The sequence below is a fragment of the Pseudomonas sp. B20(2017) genome (assembly GCF_002113125.1).
Taxonomy (GTDB): domain Bacteria; phylum Pseudomonadota; class Gammaproteobacteria; order Pseudomonadales; family Pseudomonadaceae; genus Aquipseudomonas.
In genome coordinates, this window is record NZ_NEJP01000013.1 from 21,711 (window position 1) to 39,090 (window position 17,380).

17 protein-coding genes are annotated in these 17,380 nt (G+C 61.3%); 8 read left to right on the forward strand and 9 right to left on the reverse strand.

Annotated features, from left to right (window positions below; translation table 11 throughout):
- Position 1: 1 nt before the first annotated feature.
- Together CAF63_RS19140 and CAF63_RS19145 are read right to left on the reverse strand one after the other, a co-directional pair.
- On the reverse strand, positions 2-1,063 hold the full coding sequence (locus CAF63_RS19140; protein ID WP_085687870.1) for a Gfo/Idh/MocA family protein: 1,062 nt from the start codon (positions 1,061-1,063) through the stop codon (positions 2-4).
- A gap of 116 nt (positions 1,064-1,179) precedes the next feature.
- Positions 1,180-1,956 (reverse strand): IclR family transcriptional regulator, encoded by a 777-nt coding sequence (locus tag CAF63_RS19145; RefSeq protein WP_011336050.1) that lies wholly within the window; start codon positions 1,954-1,956, stop codon positions 1,180-1,182.
- A 177-nt stretch (positions 1,957-2,133) separates the two neighbouring features.
- Between CAF63_RS19145 and CAF63_RS19150 the strand changes: the two genes are divergently transcribed.
- The 4 genes from CAF63_RS19150 to CAF63_RS19165 all read left to right on the forward strand — a co-directional run bounded on the left by CAF63_RS19150 (position 2,134) and on the right by CAF63_RS19165 (position 6,719).
- Complete coding sequence (locus CAF63_RS19150; protein ID WP_085687872.1) at positions 2,134-3,870, forward strand: FAD-dependent oxidoreductase; 1,737 nt, start codon at positions 2,134-2,136, stop codon at positions 3,868-3,870.
- Positions 3,854-4,687, forward strand: a complete 834-nt coding sequence (locus CAF63_RS19155; protein WP_085687874.1) for an aldo/keto reductase — start codon at positions 3,854-3,856, stop codon at positions 4,685-4,687. The genes CAF63_RS19150 and CAF63_RS19155 overlap by 17 nt, the downstream gene beginning before the upstream one ends.
- A gap of 190 nt (positions 4,688-4,877) precedes the next feature.
- Complete coding sequence (locus CAF63_RS19160) at positions 4,878-5,765, forward strand: neutral zinc metallopeptidase (RefSeq protein ID WP_039771788.1); 888 nt, start codon at positions 4,878-4,880, stop codon at positions 5,763-5,765.
- Entirely contained in the window at positions 5,766-6,719 is a 954-nt protein-coding gene (locus CAF63_RS19165) for an alpha/beta fold hydrolase (protein ID WP_085687876.1), read from the forward strand. It abuts the gene before it with no gap.
- Between the two features lie 145 nt (positions 6,720-6,864).
- Here the strand turns inward: CAF63_RS19165 and CAF63_RS19170 are convergent, their stop codons facing one another.
- From CAF63_RS19170 to CAF63_RS19180, 3 genes are all read right to left on the reverse strand, one after another.
- A complete protein-coding gene (locus CAF63_RS19170; RefSeq protein WP_085687878.1) occupies positions 6,865-7,458 on the reverse strand; it encodes an HAD family hydrolase in 594 nt (197 codons plus the stop codon).
- A complete protein-coding gene (gene tesB, locus CAF63_RS19175) occupies positions 7,455-8,324 on the reverse strand; it encodes an acyl-CoA thioesterase II (RefSeq protein WP_007958750.1) in 870 nt (289 codons plus the stop codon). The genes CAF63_RS19170 and tesB overlap by 4 nt, the downstream gene beginning before the upstream one ends.
- Before the next feature lie 106 nt (positions 8,325-8,430).
- Positions 8,431-9,000, reverse strand: a complete 570-nt coding sequence (locus tag CAF63_RS19180; protein ID WP_064382143.1) for a GNAT family N-acetyltransferase — start codon at positions 8,998-9,000, stop codon at positions 8,431-8,433.
- A gap of 82 nt (positions 9,001-9,082) precedes the next feature.
- On the opposite strand from CAF63_RS19180, the gene CAF63_RS19185 reads away from it, so the two are divergent.
- Both CAF63_RS19185 and CAF63_RS19190 read left to right on the forward strand, forming a co-directional pair.
- Positions 9,083-10,003 carry a histone deacetylase gene (locus tag CAF63_RS19185; protein ID WP_007958746.1) on the forward strand — a complete coding sequence of 307 codons (921 nt, stop codon included), beginning with the start codon at positions 9,083-9,085 and terminating at the stop codon, positions 10,001-10,003.
- 280 nt (positions 10,004-10,283) lie between these two features.
- Positions 10,284-11,525, forward strand: a complete 1,242-nt coding sequence (locus tag CAF63_RS19190) for a TIGR03862 family flavoprotein (protein WP_085688086.1) — start codon at positions 10,284-10,286, stop codon at positions 11,523-11,525.
- 116 nt (positions 11,526-11,641) lie between these two features.
- Here the strand turns inward: CAF63_RS19190 and CAF63_RS19195 are convergent, their stop codons facing one another.
- Positions 11,642-12,982 (reverse strand): DEAD/DEAH box helicase, encoded by a 1,341-nt coding sequence (locus CAF63_RS19195; protein ID WP_085687880.1) that lies wholly within the window; start codon positions 12,980-12,982, stop codon positions 11,642-11,644.
- 53 nt (positions 12,983-13,035) lie between these two features.
- A complete protein-coding gene (gene yedA / locus CAF63_RS19200) occupies positions 13,036-13,986 on the reverse strand; it encodes a drug/metabolite exporter YedA (RefSeq protein ID WP_085687882.1) in 951 nt (316 codons plus the stop codon).
- Positions 13,987-14,149: 163 nt separating this feature from the next.
- Here yedA and CAF63_RS19205 point away from each other — a divergent pair, with 163 nt between their 5' ends.
- Positions 14,150-14,605: an Lrp/AsnC family transcriptional regulator gene (locus CAF63_RS19205; RefSeq protein ID WP_085687884.1), complete on the forward strand. Its 456-nt coding sequence runs from the start codon at positions 14,150-14,152 to the stop codon at positions 14,603-14,605.
- Positions 14,606-14,669: 64 nt separating this feature from the next.
- Here the strand turns inward: CAF63_RS19205 and CAF63_RS19210 are convergent, their stop codons facing one another.
- On the reverse strand, positions 14,670-15,188 hold the full coding sequence (locus tag CAF63_RS19210) for a Bro-N domain-containing protein (protein ID WP_085687886.1): 519 nt from the start codon (positions 15,186-15,188) through the stop codon (positions 14,670-14,672).
- Positions 15,189-15,645: 457 nt separating this feature from the next.
- Between CAF63_RS19210 and CAF63_RS19215 the strand changes: the two genes are divergently transcribed.
- Positions 15,646-16,650, forward strand: coding sequence for a hypothetical protein (locus CAF63_RS19215; protein ID WP_085687888.1), 1,005 nt, complete (start codon positions 15,646-15,648; stop codon positions 16,648-16,650).
- Positions 16,651-16,738: 88 nt separating this feature from the next.
- Here the strand turns inward: CAF63_RS19215 and CAF63_RS19220 are convergent, their stop codons facing one another.
- Positions 16,739-17,344 (reverse strand): PolC-type DNA polymerase III, encoded by a 606-nt coding sequence (locus CAF63_RS19220; protein WP_085687890.1) that lies wholly within the window; start codon positions 17,342-17,344, stop codon positions 16,739-16,741.
- Between the last annotated feature and the right edge of the window lie 36 nt (positions 17,345-17,380).

Genomic DNA, 17,380 nt, shown 5'->3' on the forward strand with positions numbered 1-17,380 from the left:
TTCAGGCCTCGATCTGCGCAGGTTCGGTGGCGCGGCCGCTGGCAGCTGCTTCACGGATGGCCTCGACCAGCGCCAGCGTTCGGGCGGCATCGGCGGCACTCACCAGCGGTTCGACTTCCCGCCGGGCGACGCGGACGAAATGCTGCAACTGCAACCGCAGGGCTTCATCCGGTGTGAACGGTTCATCGACCGAAAGCAACGGCTCGTGCCAACCGGCATCCACCTGATCGGCGCGGTAATGCCAGCGCTTGAGTTGCGGAATGCTCAAGGCTCCAGCTGTTCCCGCCAGCAAGTAACAAGGCTGATCGGCCTGACGCGGATAGACCGGGTTCTCCCCGGAGTTCAACTCCCAGCTCCACGGCGCCGCCACCGCATCGGAACCGGTCAGGCTGCCCAACGCTCCGCCGTCGAATTGCAGCAGGATCGCCGCGCTGTCTTCATTGGCAAAACCGCGCACCGAACGGTCGGTGATCGCCTGCACCGAACGTACTTCGCCGCACAGGTGACGCAGCAGATCGAGGTCGTGAATCAGATTGGTCAACAGCATGCCCGCGCCTGCTTCGCGCCGCCACGCGGTTTCGAAATACTGGTCAGGCTTGCGCAGCTGGAACAACGCAGTCACCAGCGTCAGCCGCCCCAACGCTCCCTCCTTGACCAACTCATGGGCACGCACGATCAACGGATTGTGCCGCCGATGATGGCCGACCAGCACCGGCACGCCGCTGCGCTTCACCGCTGCCACCAGTTCCCGCGCCTCATCCAGGTTTACGCCCACCGGTTTTTCCAGCAACACCGGAACACCAGCGGCGAGGCAATCCAGCGCGGTGCTGACGTGCTGATTATTCGGATTGGCGACGATCACGGCGTCTGGCCGGTTCTGCTCCAGCATCTGACGGTGATCGGGAAAATGCGCCACACCCCACTCTGCCGCCAGGGCCGGTGCCTGAGGGCCGGGATCGGCCACGGCGCATAACGCGGCCTCAGTGAGATTTTTCAGGTGCCGATAATGTTGCTGGCCCATGTTGCCGGCGCCGATCAGGGCGATTCGAAGGGGCGGGTTCAAGGTGCGATCCTCTTGTGATTGTTGTGGGAAAACTCACTCCATCAACAATTTAGAACCAGGTTCCAGATTCTCACACCCGCCCGACTGAAAAGTGGGCGAACAGCGCACAGCTTTGTTTAAACGAACAACTCCGAGGCCAGGCTGGCCGCCGACAACTCCTCAGTGAATGTCAGCAGCAACGGCGCCAGTTCATGCAATCGTGCCCCCGGCATCCGTGCGCTTGGCCCGGCGATGCTGAGCACGCCGATCACCCGGCCATCGGCAGGATGTTTCACCACGGCAGCAATCGCCGAAGTGCCCACCGCCGAGCTTTCTTCCACACAGGCATAACCCTGTTCCCGGGCCACGCGCAGGCGTTCGAGCAGTTCAATATTGGAACGCGGCGCGTTGGGCCCGATATCCGCCGGCACCTCCGCGCCCTGGCGTTCGACCAGCGACAACGCCTCGGCGTCGCTCATGCACGCCAGCCACGCATGACCCGATGCGGTGTAGAACAGCGGCGCATCGCGACCCATGTCCGGGTCGTAACGCAGACCGGTGCGAGCGCCCTGTGCCTTGGCGATCCAGGTCTGGCGTTCGCCGTCGATCACCCCCAGACGCACCAGCTCACCGGTTTCCTGGGCCAGCCTATCGAGCACCGGCTGCACGATGTCGGCGCCGCTGCTCGACAGGTACTGAAAGCCCATCGCAACCAGTTTGGTCGACAGGTGATAACGCAACGTCTCCGGGTTCTGCCGCACGTAACCCAGCCGGATCAGCTCGGCGAGCAGGCGATGCGTCGCGCTCTTCGGAATGTCCAGTTGCTCGGCCAGGGTCTGCATCGGCAGCCCGCGCGGATCACTGGTGAGGCTTTCCAGCACGCTGAAAACCCGTTCGATTTGACTGCCGGCCATAGTGAGCTCTCGGTGAAATTTCGCCGATTCTAGAAGACATCCCGAGGAATGCGAAATCTGGAACCCGACGTCCGATAACCGCCCACTTTGCACGTCAGTCGGTTGATCTGCTTCGCCCGCACTGGTTATTTTCTGGAACATGATTCTAAAAACAATTGATTGCTGGAGCCCTTGCTAATGTCTGCCATTCCCGATATCGACTGCGACGTTCTGGTGGTCGGCTCCGGCGCCGCCGGTTTGTCGGCCGCCGTCACCGCCGCCTGGCATGGCTTGAAGGTCATCGTGGTGGAAAAGGATCCGGTGTTCGGCGGCGCCACCGCATGGTCCGGCGGCTGGGCGTGGGTGCCGTGCAATCCGCTGGCCCGGCGCGCCGGGATCGTGGAAGACGTGGAACTGCCGCGCACCTATCTGCGCCACGAACTCGGCGAGCACTACGACCCGGCCATGATCAACGCCTTCCTTGAAGCCGGCCCGCGCATGGTGGCGTTCTTCGAACAACACACCGCCCTGCAATTCGCCGACGGCAACGCCATCGCCGACATCCACGGCGAAACACCGGGCGCCGGTACCGGCGGACGCTCGGTGATTGCCGCCCCCTATGACGGACGAAAGGTCGGGCGCCTGCTCAAGCGTCTTCGCACAACCATGCGCGAAACATCGTTCATGGGCATGCCGATCATGGCCGGCGCGGACCTGTCGGCGTTTCTCAATCTGACCCGCTCGTTGTCGGCGGCCTGGCACGTGACCCGGCGTTTCGCTCGCCACCTGCTGGACCTGACGCTGCACGGTCGGGCGATGCAACTGGTCAACGGCGTGGCGCTGGTGGCGCGGCTGGCGAAATCCGCCGAGGACCTTGGCGTATTGCTGTGGGAGTCGGCGCCGGTAACCGAACTACTGCGCGACGAAACACGCATCACTGGTGCTCGCGTGAACACCGCAAAAGGCCCGGTCAATGTCCATGCCCGCAAAGCCGTGGTGCTCGCCGCGGGCGGATTTGCCAACGACATCGAGCGGCGCAAGGCCTTGTTCCCTCGCACGCCCACCGGTCATGAGCATTGGGCGCTGCCTCCGCTGGCAATCAATGGCGACGGCCTGCGACTGGGCGAAACCGTCGGAGCCCGGGTCAATACCGATGTGGCCTCGCCCGTGGCATGGGCACCGGTCTCGCAAGTGCCGCATTCCGACGGAAGCATCGGCCATTTCCCGCACATCATCGAACGCGGCAAACCGGGGATCATTGGCGTGCTGCGCAACGGCCAGCGCTTCGTCAATGAAGCCAACGGCTATTACGACTATGTCAGCGCCATGGTCGCCGCCGCCCCAGAAGGCGAAGAGGTTGCGTCCTGGCTGATCTGCACCCGTGCGTTCCAGCGGCGTTACGGGCTCGGCATGTCTCGGCCGTTTCCGGTGCCGGTGTCAGGTTTTATCCGCAGCGGCTATCTGAAAACCGGCAATACCCTTGAGGAATTGGCCACCGCATGCGGCATCGATCCGAACGGTTTACGCGCCACTCTCCATGACTACAACCACCATGCCCGGCACGGCGAAGATCCGCTGTTCGGTCGCGGTTCGACCCCGTACAACCGCAAACAGGGCGATCCGGCGCAACAGCCCAATCCGTGCGTGGCGCCCATCGAACAAGGCCCGTTCTACGCGGTGAAGGTGCAGCCGGGCTGCTTCGGCACCTTCGCCGGGCTCAAGGTCAACCCGCATGCGCAAGTGCTCGACGCCGCAGACCAGCCTATCGCCGGGCTCTACGCTGCCGGTGGCGACATGGCCAGCATCATGGGCGGGCATTATCCGGCGGGCGGGATCAACCTAGGCCCGGCCCTGACTTTCGGTTACATCGCAGCCCGGCACATGGCGGGCGCCACGGCTTTCGAACAGGAGATCGACCATGCAGCACATCGTTAACAGACAAGGACTGAACCTGCCAAAACTCGGCCTCGGCACCTGGCCGATGCACGGCGACGAATGCACCCGCGCCGTGGAACAAGCCCTGGAACTCGGTTACCGACACATCGACACGGCAGCGGCCTACAACAACGAAGACGCAGTCGGGCAGGCCTTGGCGAATACGCCGACACCCCGCGAGCAGATTCACGTCACCACCAAGGTCTGGTGGGACCAGTTGCAACCGGACGCCATGCGTCACTCGCTGGATCGCAGCCTCAAGGCGTTGCGCAGCGAGTACGTCGACCTGTTCATGATTCATTGGCCGACCACCGACTGGGATTTGCCGCGCACCCTCGAAACCCTCGCTTCGTTCAAGGAGCAAGGTCTGGCTCGCAACATTGGCGTAGCGAATTTTCCGCTGCCGCTGCTGCGCAAAGTCGTCGAGGAATACGGCATCCCTCTGTCAGCCATCCAGGTCGAGTACCACGTACTGCTCGGACAAAACGCCCTGCTCGACTACGCCCGTCAACACGATCTGGCACTGACGGCCTACACGCCATTGGCGCGTAACAAGGTCTCGGAGATTCCTCAGATTCAGCAGATAGCCGAAAAACACGGCGTGCTGCCGACTCAGGTCGCGCTGAAGTGGCTGCTGGATCAGGACAACGTCGCGGCGATTCCCAAGGCCAGCAGCAAGACCAATCAACTGGCCAACCTGGAGTCATTGAAGGTCGAACTGGACGATGACGACCGGGCGTTGATCGCCGGGTTGTCCAAGCGCGAACGTCAGGTCAGCCCGGACTTTGCGCCAGTGTGGGATGCCTTCGACCGCTGACACCTGACCCGGCGAAAGAAAACCGCCGACGAATTGAATTCCCGGCGCTCGTGCTCGTCAATAACAGGCCCGACCTCGTCACCCCGAGGCCGGGCCTTTGTGCGTGTGTACGAATAGACGGACGACCGGACTGGCGCCACACTCACACACCAGCAACACTCATCACCACGATCAGAAAGAGGATTCCCACATGCTATGGAAAAAAGGCCGACGCAGTGACAACGTCGTCGATGCCCGTGGCGATGATATGGGCGGTGGTGGCGGTATGCGCTTCGGTGGCGGCAAGGGCCTGAGCCTCGGGGCGATCCTGCTGATTGTCGGCATCGGCTGGATCACCGGCCAGGACCCGCTGCAGATCCTCGGCCAGCTCACAGGGCAGATGACCGAACAATCGGCCCCTACTTCGCAAACCCGTCAGGCACCACCGGCCAACGATGAACAGGCCGAATTCGTGCGCTCGATCCTCGGCGACACCGAAGACACCTGGGGCGCGATCTTCCAGCAGGCCGGCCGGCAATATAAGGATCCGACCCTGGTGCTGTTCAGCAACCGGGTCAATTCCGCCTGCGGTCTGGCGACCTCGGCCACCGGCCCGTTCTATTGCCCGGCGGACCAGAAAGTCTATCTGGACATGGCGTTCTTCCAGGAAATGGCTCAACGCTTCAAAGCCGCCGGCGATTTCGCCCAGGCCTACGTGATCGCTCACGAAGTCGGACACCATGTGCAGACGCTTCTCGGCGTCTCGGCGAAAATTCAGACAGCCCGCCAGCAAGGCCGGCAGATGGAAGGTGACGGCGGTCTGCTGGTGCGTCAGGAACTGCAGGCCGATTGCCTGGCCGGAGTCTGGGCCTACAACGCGCAGAAGCGTCTGAACTGGCTGGAACCGGGCGACATCGAAGAAGCCTTGAACGCGGCGAACGCGATCGGTGATGATCGCCTGCAACAACAGGGTCAGGGCCGTGTGGTGCCGGACTCGTTTACCCACGGTACGTCGGCGCAAAGGGTGCGCTGGTTCAAAACCGGATTCGCCCAGGGCCAGGTCGGCCAGTGCGATACCTTTGCGGCGAAAAACCTGTAAATGCATAAATGGCTGTTGGCTTTACTGTTCATCGGCGGCACCGCCCAAGCGGCCGGCGTCGACGCAATCAGTCCCGGGCGCCTGCAATTGCAGGCCGGCGAAATGGCGGTGGGCATCGGCCCGGCGCCGGCGAAAATCGAGCGCGTGCTGATCGTCATTCATGGCCGTCTGCGCAACGCCGAGACCTATCGCAAAAGCGGCGAAGTCGCGGCGGAACTGGCCGGGCAAACCGCCAACACCCTGGTGATCGCCCCGCAGTTTCTCAACGAAAGCGATGTGTCGCTCTACTCGCTGCCCGCCAGCGTGCTGCGCTGGCAAGGCAACGACTGGATGGGCGGCGGGTTATCCACAGGGCCGAACCCGCTGAGTTCCTACGCCGCACTGGACGAAATCGTCGGGCGGCTGAGCGATCGCAAGCAGTTTCCGGACGTGAAGCAGATCGTGATTTTCGGCCACTCCGGCGGCGCTCAGGTGGTGCAGCGTTATGCGCTGCTGGCTCAGGAACAACCGGCGCTCAAGGCCGAGGGCATTCGCTTGCGTTATGTAGTCGCCAACCCGTCGTCGTACGCCTACTTCAATGAGCAGCGCCCGGTGGCCTTCGATCATGCGAAGTGCCCGGGTTTCAACCGTTGGAAGTACGGTCTGGTGGATCCGCCGATCTACTCGGGTGGGCAAACGCCCGCGCAGCTTGAAGGCCGTTACGTCAAACGCGAGGTGATTTATCTGCTGGGCCAGCAGGACACCGACCCGCAACACCCGGCGCTGGACAAGAGCTGCGCCGCCAAAGCCCAAGGGGCTTATCGACTGGAGCGCGGGAAGCTGTTTTTCGGTTACTTGCTGCGTCGTCACCCTGAAGGGGTGAATCAGCGACTGATCGAAGTACCCGGCGTCGGGCATGACGGCGACGGCATGCTGACCTCGCCGGAAGGCCAGAAAGCTCTATTCGAGCAGTAAGTTGTTGGGTGGAGGGTCGGGCCTCTTCGCGAGCAAGTCGAGTCGTCGCACCGCCGCTCCCACATTTGGAATGCATTCCCCTGTGGGAGCGGCGGTGCGACGACTCGACTTGCTCGCGAAAGCGTCCGTGCAGACAACGCAGGTCTCAGGCCAAAAGCATCTGCCGCAACTCCACACAATCCTTCGCATGCCAGTCGGTCAACTCCGGCCACGGATTATCCGGCAGGTTCACCAGCACCGTGTGCGTGCCTGCCGCCCGGCCGCAATCGAGATCAAACCGGTAATCACCGACCATCACCATCTCGCTCGCCGGCACTTGCCAGGCCTCGGCGAGTTTCAGCAGGCCACCCGGATGCGGTTTTGGCGGTGCTTCATCGCGGCCCAGCACATCCTCCACCGCGAAGCAGTCCGCGAGGCCGATGGCCTCCAGCGTCACATGGGCCAGCTCCCGCGCATTACGGGTCAGGATGCCCAAGCGATAACCCCGGGCGTGCAGGTCGCGCACCAGCTCCACCGCGCCGACCGCCGGGGTCGAGCCGAGCGCCAGATCACGCTCATGCTCCAGCAGCCACGCGTGTTTCGCCGCCGCTTCTTCGGCAGGCAATGCTGCGAGGTGGGTGAGGATGTCGTCCTCCGGCGGGATCGACAGCGCCACGCGGATCGCAGCGAAGTCGTGCACGGCGACGGTCAGGGTGCCGTCCATGTCGAACACCCAGTGCCGCACATCCGCCAGACTCATGCCCAGTCCTTGCGATGACGGATCAGGCCTTCCTGAGTCACCGACGCCACCAGTTGCCCGGCGCGGTTGAACACGCTGCCACGGGAGAACCCGCGGGAATTGCCGGCCCACGGACTGTCCATGGCGTAGAGCAACCAGTCATCGGCACGCAGGTCATTGTGGAACCACAACGCGTGGTCGAGGCTGGCGACCTGCATGTCTTTCTGCCAGACCGATTTGCCGTGCGGCAGCATCGAGGTGGTCAGCAGACCGAAGTCCGAGGCGTAGGCCAGCAGGTATTTGTGCAGTGCCGGGATATCGGCCAACGCGCCGTCGGCGCGGAACCACACGTACTTGACCGGATCTGCCGGTTGCGGGTTGTACGGGTCTTTTTCAGTGACCGGGCGCACTTCGATCGGCTTCGGGCACAGCAGCTTTTCGCGCATGTGTTCCGGGATCAGGTGCGCGCGTTGCTGGGTCAGTTCCAGCTCCGACGGCAGGTTTTCCGGGCCGACCACTTGCGGCATCTGGCTCTGGTGTTCGAAGCCTTCCTCGTCGTACTGAAACGAAGCGCTGCAGGTGAAAATAGGGTGGCCCTTCTGGATCGCGGTCACGCGACGGGTGCTGAAACTACCGCCGTCGCGTACGCGGTCAACCGAGTAGACCACCGGCAACTTGGCATCGCCCGGACGCAGGAAATAACCGTGCATCGAATGCACATGGCGCGCTTCTTCAACGGTCTGACTGGCCGCCGACAGCGACTGGCCGAGCACCTGGCCGCCGAACAACTGGCGAAAGCCCAGATCCTGGCTGCGACCACGGAACAGGTTTTCCTCGATCGGTTCGAGGGTCAGCAGATCCACCAGATCTTCCAACACTTGGCTCATTCAGACTCTCCTCACACAAAGCTATGCCGCGCAGTCTTGGCTGCGGCGGCCAATTCAGATTCTGGCGCGAGCCACTGATCGCGCCATTGTAAACGTCCGTGTCGGCTTAGCCATGCAAGGTCTGCAGCCATTGCTCCCGGGTAATGCGGTACAACACATGTCGACGCAACGGATGGTCGACCGCCAGTTTCGGGTGATCAAAATCGTCGGCTGGATCGTGATGCATGCCGATCGCCTGCATGACTTTTTCCGACGGCAGATTGCTCTGCGCGGTGAAGGACACGATCTCCTTCAGGGCCAACCGGTCAAAGCCGCAACGCAGCGCGGTCCACGCCGCTTCGCTGGCATAACCCAGGCCCCAGTGTTCCTTGGCCAGCCGCCAGCCGATTTCCACCGCCGGGGTGAACGGCGCATCGAAGCCGACCACGCCGAGCCCGGTAAAACCGATGAACTCGCCACTGTCCTTGCGCTCCAGCGCCCACAGGCCATACCCGTGCTCGGCAAAATGCCCGCGCACCCGACCGATCAACGCGGCGCTTTCCAGCCGGCTCAAGGGCGCGGGGAAGTAGCGCATCACCTGCGGGTCGGCGCACATCGCCGCAAACGCCGGCAAATCCTCGTCCTGCCATTGGCGCATCAGCAGCCTTGCGCTTTCCAGCTCCAGTATCGGTTCCATCCCGCCCCTCCGCTTGATGCCGTCAGTCTACATCGCTGTTAGGCTTTGCACTCTTTCCTGCAGCCTTTATGAATAGTCCACCATGCCGTTGCCGCTGATCTACCACGAAGACTACAGCCCGGAATTTCCGGCGGATCACCGCTTCCCCATGGACAAGTTCCGCCTGCTGCGCGATCACCTGGTGGACAGCGGCCTGACCCGCGATGAAGACCTGCTGCGCCCTGAACTGTGCCCTGCCGACATTCTCGCCCTGGCCCATGACCGCGGTTATATCGAACGCTACATGAGCGGCGAGTTGTCCCGCGAAGACCAGCGGCGCCTCGGCCTGCCGTGGAACGAAGCCCTGGCCCGACGCACGGTGCGGGCCGTCGGCGGTTCGATTCTGGCGGCTGAGAAAGCGCTGGAACATGGTCTGGCCTGTCACCTGGCCGGCGGCACCCATCACGCCCATTACGACTACCCCGCCGGCTTCTGCATCTTCAATGACCTGGCGATCATCAGCCACTACCTGCTGCAAAGCGGCCGGGTGAACCGGGTGCTGATCTTCGACTGCGACGTGCATCAGGGCGACGGCACTGCACGGATTCTGCACAACACCCCGGAAGCGATCACCGTTTCCCTGCACTGCGAAAAGAACTTTCCTGCACGCAAGGCCGAAAGCGACTGGGACATTCCGCTGCCCAACGGCATGGGCGACGCCGATTACCTGAAAGTGGTCGACGATGCGCTCAACTACCTGCTGCCGCTGTATCAGCCGGATCTGGTGCTGTACGACGCCGGCGTCGACGTGCACAAGGACGATGCCCTCGGTTATCTGCAACTGACCGACGAAGGCGTCGCCGCCCGCGATGAAAGCGTGATGCGCCACTGCCTGGGCCGCGACATCCCGGTGGTCGGGGTGATCGGCGGCGGTTACAGCAAGGATCGCCACGCTCTCGCCCGCCGCCACGGCATCCTGCATCACAGTGCGCAGCGCGTCTGGCAGTCATCGGGTTGTCATTGAGTTGTGCTGCGTTACCCACAATGGCTGTGGAACGGCCTGTGGATAACCTGAGCGAAAGGGACTACAGCCCACACTGAACATGGCCTGCAGCGAGCTGGTTGTTTTTTGATCAGCGATTTGAGCCACCGCAAGCCTCTGTGGGAGCGAGCCTGCTCGCGATGAGACCCTCTCATCCGGAATCGATGGCGACTGATCCGCCGCATCGCGAGCAGGCTCACTCCCACAAGGGATTTGCGCTGTTAGAATGCGCGCCATATTTCGTCAGACCGCAGCGCACGCCATGACCCAGATTCACGCCACCTCTCCCGCTCACGTCGCCATCATCGGCGGTGGACCCGCCGGCCTGATGGCCGCCGAAGTGCTGAGCCAGGCCGGAGTCCGTGTCGACCTGTACGACGGCATGCCCTCGGTGGGCCGCAAGTTCCTGCTGGCCGGAGTTGGCGGCATGAACATCACCCATTCCGAAGCCTGGCCGGCCTTCCTCTCGCGCTACGCCGAACGCGCCCCGAACATCGCCCCGCTGCTGCGCGCGTTCGACGCCGATGCGCTGTGCCGGTGGATTCACGAACTGGGCATCGAAACCTTCATCGGCAGCTCCGGCCGGGTGTTCCCCACCGACATGAAAGCCGCACCGCTGCTGCGCGCCTGGCTCAAGCGCCTGCGCGACAGCGGCGTGGTTATCCACAACCGCCACCGCTGGCTCGGCTGGGATGAAAACGGTGCGCTGCGCATCGACAGCCCGGAAGGCGAGAAAACCCTCACCCCCGACGCCACCCTGCTCGCTCTCGGCGGCGGCAGTTGGTCGCGACTGGGCTCCGACGGCGCGTGGATGCTGCCGCTTGAGCAACGCGGCGTAGGACTGGCGCCGTTGCAGCCGAGCAATTGCGGCTTCGAGGTGCAGGCCTGGAGCGAAGTGATGGTCAGCAAATTCGCCGGCGCGCCGCTGAAAAATATCGCCATTGGTTTGAACGACGATGTTCCGCGTCTGGGTGAATGCGTGATTACCGTGACCGGGATCGAGGGCAGTCTGATCTACGCGCTGTCCGCACCGATTCGCGAGGCGATCAATGTGCACGGTGCCGCGACCATTCACATCGACCTGCTGCCCGGCCGGCCTGTGGATAAATTGCAGGCGGCATTGAGCAAACCACGGGGTTCGCGCTCGATGGCCAAGCATCTGCACAGTCAGGTCGGGATTGATGGGGTGAAGGCGGCGTTGTTGCGGGAACTTACTGATGCTGCGACGTTTGCCGATCCCGCGCTGCTGGCCCGTGCGATCAAGGCCTTGCCGCTGACGCTGGTGAAAACCCGTCCGCTGGATGAAGCGATCAGCAGTGCCGGTGGCGTGACGTTCGAGGCGATGGATGAGCGGATGATGCTCAAGGCGTTGCCGGGGGTGTTTTGTGCGGGGGAAATGCTGGATTGGGAAGCGCCGACTGGGGGGTATCTGCTGACGGCGTGTTTTGCCAGTGGCCGGGCGGCGGGGTTTGGGATGGCGCAGTGGTTGCAGCGAAAAGGTTAAAACCGAGGCGCTGCTTTCGCGAGCAGGCTCGCCCCCACAAGTGATCTCCATACCACTGAAGCTCAATGTGGGAGCGAGCTTGCTCGCGAAGGCGGCCTTACAACCGCCGACTCAAATCAAGGCTTACGCTTGCGCGGCCCGGTATTGAACACCGGCACCTTGCGCACAGGCTTGATCGAAGGCTCCGGCGCCTGAGTCTCGCCGCTGTCCACCCACTTGCCCAGATTGCGCTTGCCACCGCCACCACCGGAAGCTTTCGGCTTTTTCGGTTTCTTCGGCTTCTTGATCACCTGACCACTGGCATCGGTGTCCGGCACGCGGTGCTCCGGCACGAAGTCCGGCTCAACCTCACGCTTCAACGTGCTGCGAGTCAGCATTTCAATCGCCGACAACATGTTCACTTCATCAGCGCACACCAGCGAGATTGCCTCACCGGTCGAACCCGCGCGGCCAGTCCGGCCGATACGGTGAATGTAATCCTCAGCGACGATCGGCAGATCGAAGTTGACCACCAGCGGCAGGTCTTCGATATCCAGACCACGAGCAGCAACATCGGTCGCCACCAGAATCTGCACTTCGCTCAGTTTGAAACGGTCCAGTGCCCGCTGCCGGGTCGCCTGCGGCTTGTCGCCGTGGATGCCATCGGCGTTCACGCCCAGACCTTGAAGTTTCTCGACCAGCGCGTCCACACCATTACGGGTCTTGGCAAACACCAGCACCTGCTTCCACTTGTTCTTGCGCATCAGGTGCACGAACAGTTCCGGCTTGCGCTTCTTGTCCACCGTCACCACCCATTGCTTGACGGTGTTGGCGGCAACGTTGCGCGGGCTGACTTCGATGCTCTGCGGATCGTTGAGCATCTGCCCGGCCAGCAGGCGGATGTCATCGGAGAAGGTCGCGGAGAACAGCAGCGTCTGACGTTTTTTCGGCAACGCGCGGTAAATGTTCGCCAGCTCTTCGGAAAAACCCAGGTCAAGCATGCGGTCGGCTTCGTCCAGCACCAGGGTTTGCAACTGATTGAACTTCAGCGCGTTCTGGCGGAACAGGTCGAGCAGACGGCCCGGAGTGGCGACCAGCAGATCGACGCCGCCGCGCAGCTTCATCATCTGCGGGTTGATGCTGACGCCGCCGTATACCGCGTAAGTGCGCAATGGCAGGTTTTCAGCGTACTGGCGCACGGCTTCGTGGACTTGTTCAGCCAGTTCGCGGGTCGGCACCAAAATCAGCGCGCGAACCGAGTTGGCAGCGACTTTCGGCCCTTCCATCGCCAGCAATTGCAGCAGCGGCAAGGCAAAACCGGCGGTCTTGCCGGTCCCGGTCTGGGCCGCGGCCATCAGGTCGCGACCGGCCAGCACCGCCGGAATGGCTTGCGCCTGCACCGGCGTCGGGGTCTGGTAGCCGAGCTTCTCGAGGGAGCGCAGCAAGGGTTCGATCAGGCCAAGGGTGGCGAAAGTCATGGGAGTACCGTAGGAATAAATCAGAGCAAGTGTGCGATGGCGCGCAGTTTACCCTAATTCGCACGCTGCTCCGTCGGAATGGCCGTCGTTGGGGCAGCAGGTTCGGTGACCACCGGCAGCTGCCGTGGGCGGCGCCACTGTGGCAGACCGATCAGCACCACCGCGCCGATGATCACCAGCATCGCCAGCGCCTCTTCGATGCCGATGGTCTCGCCGACAAACACGATCCCCAGCAACACCGCCACCGCCGGGTTCACATAGGCATAACTGGTGGCAGCTGCCGGGCGAACGTTTTTCAACAGATACATGTAGGCGTTGAAAGCGATGATCGAGCCGAAGAAGATCAGGTACGCCAGCGCCAGCCAGCCTTCCAGCGGCGGCATGGCTTGCAGGTGTTCACCGCTGGCCGCGCTGCCGATCAACAGCACCACGCCGCCCACCAGCATTTCCACGGCACTGGCCATTGCGCCTTGAGGCAGCGGCAAGTGTTTGCTCCACACCGAACCGAACGCCCAACTCGCCGCCGCGAAAATCAGCAGCGCCGCGCCCAGCGGGCTCGATTGCAGGTTGGAACCCATGTTGAGCATCGCGATGCCGATAATCCCCATCGCCACCCCGGCCCATTCCAGACGGGTGTTGCGCGCGCCCCAGAAATACCCGCAGAGCAAAGTGAACAGCGGCACCGTCGCCACCGCCAGCGCAGCAACACCCGATGCCACGCCGCTGTGCTCGGCCAGCGTCACCGCGCCGTTGCCGAAACTGAGCAGCAGAATCCCGATGATCCCCGCCGCTTTCCACTGCGCCCAGGTCGGAGCCGGTGTCCCGCGCGAGCGCAAGAAGGCGTACATCAGAGTGCCCGCAATCACGAAGCGCACGCCGCCGAGCATCAGCGGCGGCCAGTATTCGACGCCGATGCGGATCACCAGATAGGTCGATCCCCAAATCACGTACAACGCAAAAAACGCAGCGATCAACGGCAAGGAAAAACGGCGCAAGGCAGACATGGGCAGCTCGAAAGTCAGACTCAGGGGATGGGTTATTCTAGAAAGGCCATCCGCTAAAAATAAGTTACAAAACCTGTTTATAGCGCCGGTACACTTTTGAAAACACGGAGATTGACGGCCGAAACCGTCATTTCGAAAGTCTGGCATTTTCAGGAGTACGACCTTGGACAAATACGACCGCATGCTGCTCAGCGCCCTGCTCGAAAACGGTCGCGCGTCCTACGCCGACCTCGCCCGCAAAGTGAACCTCTCCGCCCCCGCCGTCGCCGAGCGCGTGGCCAAACTCGAGGCGGCCGGAGTCATCACCGGGTATCAGGCGAACATCGACCTGTCGAAAATCGGCTTGCCGATCCAGTGCGTGATCGAATTGCGCCTCCACCAGAACGGCAGCCAAAAGGTCTACGACGAACTGGTGAAAATTCCGCAACTGACCGAGTGCTTTCGAGTGACGGGCGATCCGTGCGTGATCATGAAGGCCGCCGTCGGCTCGATGCCGGAGCTGGAGGACTTGATCAACCAGGTGGCGAAATTCGGGTTCAGCAAGACGTCGATCGTGTTGTCGAGTGCGATAGAGAAGCGGGTGCCGTTGGGGCATATCGAAGGGAATGGCAAACCCTGAGGCAATTACACCTACTGCCGCTCCTTCCCACGCTCTGCATGAGAAGGATCACGGCGAGAGTTTTTCAGCTGTAGCTGCAACCTTCTTGAGTCAAGAGACTGGGCATATCCCGCAAGCGTATCCACGGCTCATTGCGCCAATGCAGCAGCTTCAAGGTCTGCCCCGCACACAGCATCAACTGCAGATGCGGGCGCGGACTGAAAGAAGACAACACATCCTCGTGCAGTAACGGCACTACCTCATGAGTCAGCCAACGGCGTAGATGGCGGTTTTCCGGAGAGTAGTGATAAACCAGCATTGCATAGACACCTGACTCGCTGAGCATCAGGGTTTCCTGAGTGTCATCAGGTCCCGAGAGGCAAATCGTACGTCGCTGATCCGAATCAAGCTTGAGCACTTGCCGGTCATTGATTTCCAGCCCCATGAGACGACCAATACCTCGGGCACAGAACCAGGCTTCGCCATGTACCAGAGCGGCTTGCAGTTGGATGTGGTGGCGGATGAAGGTTTGGGGTTTTACGAGTGACTCACGGCTGAATGACGAGCCGGTTTTTTTTGGAGCGTTGGGAATTACTTTGATCATGGCAAATCACCTAACGAAAGTTGGAGCCGCCAGCATCACTTGCAGATGATGGGTGGCGGCTGTGCACGGGTCTGCAAGACCGAGTCGTTAGGCAACCTCGGCAGACCCGAAGGTCTCCCGCACACAGCCACCATAAAATCGTTGGTCGCCAAAAGAGCGACGCGATTATAGGTGCACCGGTCAGTGCCTAACAAACTATCGGCGGGCTTGCAGTCCCGGTCGCTGAATTGGCAGCGACGAACAGAGGTTATCGGTGGGCTTGTTGGAGCTCAAGACAGATTATCCCTAACATTCGGTAGGACACTTCGGCAAACGCTACACACGGCTAAACAGCCTATGTACACGAGATTTCTGTGGCCTATGGACACCGCCAGATCCGACCGATAATGTCCTGCAAAAGGTCGATCTTCGGCGCTCGTAAAAACAAGATTTCAATAATAAAGAGAGGAACTCAGCGATGACTTGGAAGGGAACCCTACGCTCGATGCAAGCGTCAGCGCGAAGAGCCGAACGAAATTCGAAACGACGCCAACGTGAACTGGAAGTACGACAGAAAGAGTTCGCGAAAATGGAGGCTCGCGAGCAGGCTGCGCATGAAGTTGAAGTCTACGAAAACCACATTGAACTGCTGCTTTCAGTGCACAAGGATTGTGGCGAACAGATCAACTGGGGTGAGTTCGTAAGCCAACCGGCACCGATCAAACCCGTAGAGCTCAATACTCACGAAATCCAGGCCAAAGAGAAACACTCCAATTACAAACCGGGCTTCATTATTCGCACTTTGAAACTGGAAGCCAGAAAGCGCAGAAAGCTTGAGGAAGCCATTCCCGCAGCAGTGGCCAAAGACAGGCAGAAACTGGCTGAAAAATTGAAAGAGTGGGAAGCGCAGCATCGCGAATGGCAGGAAGATTACGATCTTGCGACGGGAGTGCTCGCCGGTAACGGCCAATCCAAGATTGATGCCGTCATGCAAGTGAACCCTTTCACGGATATCTCACACCTCGGCACCTCCATCACTTTCTCGGTTGGAGAAACCGGCATCTTTGAATGCACGCTTTCGGTTCACGGTGAGAAAGTGATTCCACAGGAGATCAAGTCACTGCTGCAGAGCGGGAAAATCTCCGTTAAAAAGATGCCGATCAGCAAGTTCAACGAACTGCTGCAGGACTATGTGTGTAGCTGCGTTCTGCGAGTAGGCCAGGAGTTGCTCAGTATCCTTCCAGAACGCATGGTCATCGTGACTGCCGTTGACTCACTTCTTAACTCCGCAACTGGCCATCTGGAGGATCAACCTATCCTCAGTGTCGCTATTTCTCGAGACACGCTGTTCAAACTCAACATGCAAAGCATCGACCCTTCAGACTCGATGAAGAACTTTGTACACACCATGAACTTCAAGAAAACAACGGGCTTCACGCCGGTGAGCAAAGTCGATAGTCAACAATTTGCCAGTCTGGCCTGACGCAGAAAGTTCGCAACCTTTCGACAGCTCTTACGTGATAGTCGTCAAACCGGGAGCTGTCTCAGGCTGCGGTCCCTGAGACCTGAAGTCAACGATAACGCTGCAAGTGTTCGCCGACTTTAGCAGCCGGGACTTTCTGCAATTTGCACAGCAAGTCGTGCGATAGCTCGCGCACCCCATGCTTGCGCCGCAACTCATCCGCCAGATGCGCCAGCAAATTCGCCGCCATCTCCGCATCCGCCATCGCCCTGTGCGCCTGGCCGGTATGCGGCAACTGGGCAAACGTGGTGAGCGTGCCGAGCTTGTGGTTCGGCGCCGCCGGCATCAATCGGCGCGCCAGCAGCAGCGAGCAGGCGAAGTTCTGCAAACGGGTGCGTTTGATCCGGCCCAGTTCGAAGTCCCAGAACTTCTGGTCGAAGGCGGCGTTGTGCGCCAGCAGGGGTGTGCAACCGACGAATTCGTTGACTTCGTTCATCACCTTTTCGGCCGAAGGCGCGGTGCGCAGCATGGCGTTGCTGATGCCGGTGAGTTGTTCGATGAAGGCCGGGACGCGCACGCCGGCGTTCATCAAGCTCTGGTAACGCTCGACGATGCGGCCGTTTTCCAGCATGACCACGGCGATTTCCGTGGCCCGGCAGTTGCTGCTCGGCGAGATGCCGGTGGTTTCAAAGTCGATGACTGCAATGCGTTCCAAACCGGGTGGTACTCCGTCCAAATCAATACTTGAGCT